This is a genomic window from Prevotella brunnea (genome assembly GCF_008016795.1).
In the GTDB taxonomy this organism is placed as follows: domain Bacteria; phylum Bacteroidota; class Bacteroidia; order Bacteroidales; family Bacteroidaceae; genus Prevotella; species Prevotella brunnea.
Genome location: NZ_SDIK01000076.1, coordinates 1 through 1,389 on the forward strand (window position 1 = coordinate 1; position 1,389 = coordinate 1,389).

General features: G+C 46.1%; 1 protein-coding gene. It reads left to right on the forward strand.

All coding sequences use genetic code 11. The annotated features are described in order from the left end of the window. Positions 1-1,158: IS4 family transposase (locus ETF27_RS09550; protein WP_147785755.1), on the forward strand; the 1,158-nt coding region annotated here is incomplete at its 5' end. Positions 1,159-1,389: the final 231 nt, after the last annotated feature.

Sequence of the window (1,389 nt, forward strand, 5' to 3'; positions counted from 1 at the left end):
GATAAAATAGTTGAAATAAGCCGTCGGAACGGCGGTGAGCGGTATGTGAAGACCTTTGATGGCTTCACCCATCTTCTTACGATGCTGTATGCAGTCATCATGCGCTTCGACTCCCTGCGCGAGATAGAGGCGGCAATGACGGCTGAGGTGCGCAAGCTTCATCACATAGGCATTGACAGGGTTCCTAAGCGCAGTACCCTGTCAGACGCGAACGCCAGACGCTCGGAGAAATTCTTTGAGGACGTGTATCACGACCTTTACGAGTCCAATAAGGACAAACTTTCTTCGGACAGCCGACGCAATGGTACGGAGGAATGGATAAAACGTCTGAGAATCATCGATTCCACCACGATAACCCTGTTCTCTAACGTCATCTTCAAGGGTGTGGGACGGCATCCTAAGACGGGAAAGAAGAAGGGAGGCATAAAAGTGCATTCCGTCATTCATGCAAACGAAGGAGTTCACTGTGACGTGAAGTTCACTTCTGCTGCTACCAACGATTCCTTTATGCTCGCCCCCAGCCATTTCAAGCATGATGAAATCATTGCCCTGGATCGTGCATATATCAACTATGAAAAGTTTGAGGAACTGACCGAGAGGAACGTTGTCTATGTCACCAAGATGAAGAAAAATCTCAAATACGAGGTGTTGGTAGACTGCATGGATATGAACGAGGATGGGCTGATGGAATATCGTGAGCAGGTGGTGGTGTTCAGGAAGGGCGGTATCAACCATATAGCGCGTATCATCACCTATGTGGATATCAAGAAGGGAAAGATGCCAAAGTTGGTGTCCTTGCTTACCAACGACTTTGACATGTCCATGGAGACTATCGTAGCCATCTACCGCAGGAGGTGGCAGATAGAGTCTCTTTTCAAGCAGATAAAACAGAACTTCCCGCTTAGATACTTCTATGGGGAGAGTGCCAACGCCATCAAGATACAGATTTGGGTTACACTCATTGCCAATCTATTACTGTCACTGCTGCAAAGCTCATTGCAGAGGCGGTGGAGTTTCTCAGGGCTGGCTACTATGGTGCGCATTGTACTTATGGAATACCTCAACATGAATAATTTCTTCAACATGCCGGATGCCGACATGAAACTCATGCTTGAAGCAGCGGCTGAATCGCCACCCGAGGTAACAGAAAATGAATAAGGGGGCTTGTCACTAACATGCTGTCATCCGAACTATTGTGTCTCAATGAGTTGGAATGAGGATTTCTATGTTTAGCGGACAGTAATAAAATAATTTTGTGCCCCCACGCAAAGTTTCATCAAATCATGAGACTTGATGTATTTTGTTCCAATGTTGAATAACACATACCTCCTCATGACTCCAAATCGTATTCAGGTAATGGTAAACAGGCATTTGACAGTGAACATTCGA